Here is a 4,044-nt window from a genome sequence, read left to right on the forward strand (position 1 = left end):
AGGAAACCTATCTTCCCGCATTTGAAGCTCTTGTTAAGGATGCAAAGGTCGAAAGCGTAATGGGCGCATACAACAGAGTAAACGGAGAAGGCTCATGTGCCAGCAAATTCCTTATGGGCAAGCTCAGTGAATGGGGCTTTGACGGTTATTTCGTTTCCGACTGCTGGGCTATCAGGGATTTCCACGAGCACCACGGACTCACGAAAAATGCGGTTGAGTCTGCCGCTCTTGCACTGACAGCGGGCTGCGATGTAAACTGCGGCTGTACTTATGTTAATGTGCTTGCTGCTTTAGACGAGGGTCTTGTTACAAAGGAGGACATCAGAAAAGCCTGCGTTCATCTTATGAGGACACGCATAAGACTTGGTATGTTCGATGATAAGACCGAGTTTGATAATATTCCTTATAATATTGTCTCCTGTGCCGAGCATAAAAAGGTCTCTCTTGAATGTGCGGAAAAGTCTATGGTGCTTCTCAAAAACAACGGCATTCTTCCCCTTGATAAAAACAAGGTCAATACAATTGCGGTTATCGGTCCCAACAGTAACAGCAGAATTGCTCTTGAAGGCAATTACAACGGAACTGCCGACAGATACATCACCTTCCTTGAGGGCATTCAGGACAGGTTTGAGGGCAGGGTCATCTATGCCGAGGGCTGTCATCTTTACAATCAGAAGGTATCGGGTCTTGCAATGCCCGGTGACAGATATGCGGAGGCTATGGCTGCGGCTGAAAATGCGGATGTTGTTATTCTCTGCGTGGGTCTTGACTCCACTATCGAGGGCGAGGAAGGCGACACAGGAAACGAATTCTCCTCGGGCGACAAGAATGATATCCGTCTCCCCGAAAGCCAGCGCATTCTCGTTGACAAGATCATGAAAACAGGCAAGCCTGTGGTTGTGGTATGCGCTGCGGGAAGTGCTGTAAATACCGAATGTGCTCCCGACGCTCTTATCCACGCATGGTACCCCGGTTCTGAGGGCGGAACGGCTCTTGCTGAAATTCTTTTCGGTGATGTAAGTCCTTCGGGCAAGCTTCCTGTTACATTCTATGAAAAGTCGGAGCTGCTTCCCGAATTTACGGATTACTCAATGAAGAACCGCACCTACCGCTTTGCGGAGAATAATGTGCTTTATCCCTTCGGCTTCGGTCTGACTTACGGAGATATCATATGCACATCGGTGGAGTATAAGGACGGCTCTGCTGTTGTTACCGCTGAGAACAAGGGCAAGACTGCCACCGAGGACGTTATTGAGCTTTTCATCAAGGACTACTCTGAAAATGCAGTTACTAATGTAAGCCTTTGCGGTTTCAAGCGCATTCGTCTTGATGCGGGTGAGAAGGTGACCGTTACAATACCCGTTCCCGAAAGAGCATTCACCGCTGTGGACGAAAAAGGCGAAAGAAAGCGTTTTGGCAGCAGATTCACCCTTTATGCGGGCACACATCAGCCCGATGCAATAAGCGAAACTCTGTGCGGCAATAAATGTGCCGTCACTGAAATAAATCTTTAATTTTGGAGGAAAAAACAATGAGCGAATTTTTTAAGAATATCGGCAAGATCCCTTACGAAGGCAAGGACAGCACAAATCCCCTTGCGTTCAAGTACTACAACCCCGATGAGGTAGTAGGCGGCAAGACAATGAAGGAGCAGCTCAAGTTTGCTCTTTCCTGGTGGCACACTATGGGCGGCGACGGAACTGATATGTTCGGCTGCGGTACTGCAGACAAGTCCTGGGGCGAAACAGACCCCGAGAAGAGAGCTATCGCAAAGGTAGACGCTGCCTTTGAGATCATGGACAAGCTTTCTATCGACTACTACTGCTTCCACGACAGAGACCTTTCTCCCGAGTTTGGCTCTCTCGCAGAGACAAACGCAGAGCTTGACAAGGTAGTTGCATACCTTGAAAAGAAGCAGGCTGAAACAGGAAAGAAGCTTCTCTGGGGCACAGCAAAGTGCTTCGATCACCCTCGTTATATGCACGGCGCAGGAACATCTCCCTCCGCTGATGTATTCGCATATGCAGCAGCTCAGATCAAGAAGGCTGTTGAGGCTACAGTAAAGCTTGGCGGTAAGGGCTACGTTTTCTGGGGCGGACGTGAAGGCTATGAGACCCTTCTGAACACCAACATGGCACTTGAACAGGATAACATGGCTCGTCTTATGAGAATGACAGTTGACTATGCTCGTTCTATCGGCTACACAGGCGACTTCTACATAGAGCCTAAGCCCAAGGAGCCTACAAAGCATCAGTATGATTTCGATACAGCAACAGTTCTTGGATTCCTCCGCAAGTACGGTCTTGACAAGGATTTCAAGATGAACATTGAGGCTAACCACGCTACACTTGCAATGCACACCTTCCAGCATGAGCTGAGAGTTGCAAGAGACAACGGCGTGTTCGGTTCTATCGACGCAAACCAGGGAGACACACTCCTCGGCTGGGATACCGACCAGTTCCCCACAAACGTTTACGAAGCAGCTCTTTGTATGTATGAAGTGCTCAAGGCCGGCGGCTTTACAAACGGCGGTCTCAACTTCGACTCCAAGGCAAGAAGAGGTTCTTACACACCCGAGGATATCTTCCACAGCTATATTGCAGGTATGGATACCTTTGCTCTGGGTCTCAGAATTGCGGACAAGATGATCTCCGACGGCAGGATCGACAAGTTCGTTGCTGACAGATATGCTTCCTGGAACACAGGCATCGGTGCAGACATCATCAGCGGCAAGGCAACAATGGCTGACCTTGAAAAGTACGCTCTTGAAAAGGGCGAGGTAGTAGATTCCCTCTGCAGCGGCAGACAGGAAATGCTCGAATCCATCATGAACAACATCATGTTCTCCTTATAAGCAGCGAGTCGCTGCAGCCATCTCGTTGAGGAGATTGCGTAAATTTCCCGGTTTTGTGGCTCGACAGCTTTATTATGAAGCCAACATTTTATGTGACTTTTTGTGTCGGACACAATATCAGTATCTTTGGATAAAAAGATTGCCCCTGTGAAAACAGGGGCAGTATTATATAAGGAGTAAATAGCTATGAGATATGTTATCGGAGTAGATTTGGGAACAAGCGGAACAAAAACCGTTTTATTTGACGAAAAGGGCACAGTCATTGCATCCATGACCATTGAATACCCCATGTATCAGCCTAAGAACGGCTACGCAGAGCAGGACCCCGCAGACTGGTACAATGCTGCTGTAAACACTATCAAGGGTGTTATTGAAAAGAGCGGCGTTTCAAAGGACGACATCGTTGGTGTAGGTCTTTCGGGACAGATGCACGGACTTGTAATGCTTGACGAGCAGAACAATGTTATCAGGAAGTCCATCATCTGGTGCGATCAGAGAACTGCCGACGAGGTCGAGGAAATGAATCAAAAAATCGGCAGAGAAAAGCTTATCGAGATAACTGCAAACCCCGCTCTCACAGGCTGGACTGCCGCAAAAATTCTTTGGGTGAAGAACAAGGAGCCCGAGAATTACGCAAAGTGCAGACACATCCTTCTCCCAAAGGATTACATCAGATTTATGCTTACGGGCGAGTATGCCACAGAGGTCTCCGACGCTTCGGGTATGCAGCTGCTTGACGTTCCCAACCGCTGCTGGAGCAAGGAGGTCTGCGACGCTCTGGGCATTGATATGTCCATGCTTGCAAAGGTTTACGAGTCCTGCGAGGTAACGGGCACGATCACGGAGAAGGCGGCGGAGCTTACGGGTATTAAAGCAGGCACTATCGTTGTGGGCGGCGCAGGAGACAATGCTGCTGCGGCTGTTGGAACAGGCGTTGTTACCGACGGCAGAGCCTTCACAACTATCGGCACAAGCGGAGTTGTTTTTGCGCACACCTCAAAGGTTTCCATTGACCCCAAGGGCAGAGTACATACCTGCTGCGCTGCAGTTCCCGGAGCATGGCACATCATGGGTGTTACACAGGGCGCAGGACTATCTCTCAAATGGTTCAGAGATAATTTCTGCAATGCGGAAAAGGAGACCGCAAAGTACATGGGCGTGGACGAGTACTACCTCATGGACAAGGAAGC

The 4,044-nt window shown here is 49.1% G+C and carries 3 protein-coding genes; all 3 read left to right on the forward strand.

The annotated features are described in order from the left end of the window. The coding region (locus ACR0QN_RS13960; RefSeq protein WP_432651833.1) for a glycoside hydrolase family 3 C-terminal domain-containing protein at positions 1-1,514 on the forward strand (1,514 nt) is incomplete at its 5' end. 17 nt (positions 1,515-1,531) lie between these two features. Then, positions 1,532-2,854 carry a xylose isomerase gene (gene xylA / locus ACR0QN_RS13965; protein WP_432651834.1) on the forward strand — a complete coding sequence of 441 codons (1,323 nt, stop codon included), beginning with the start codon at positions 1,532-1,534 and terminating at the stop codon, positions 2,852-2,854. 186 nt (positions 2,855-3,040) lie between these two features. Beyond that, a partial coding sequence (gene xylB, locus ACR0QN_RS13970) for a xylulokinase (protein WP_432651835.1) occupies positions 3,041-4,044 on the forward strand: 1,004 nt, incomplete at its 3' end.

Source organism: Huintestinicola sp., from assembly GCF_050874005.1.
Classification (GTDB): domain Bacteria; phylum Bacillota; class Clostridia; order Oscillospirales; family Ruminococcaceae; genus Huintestinicola.

Coding starts and splice junctions, on each gene's coding strand:
- xylA (WP_432651834.1), top strand. CDS start 1,532: ATGAGCGAATTTTTTAAGAATATCGGCAAGATCCCTTACGAAGGCAAG.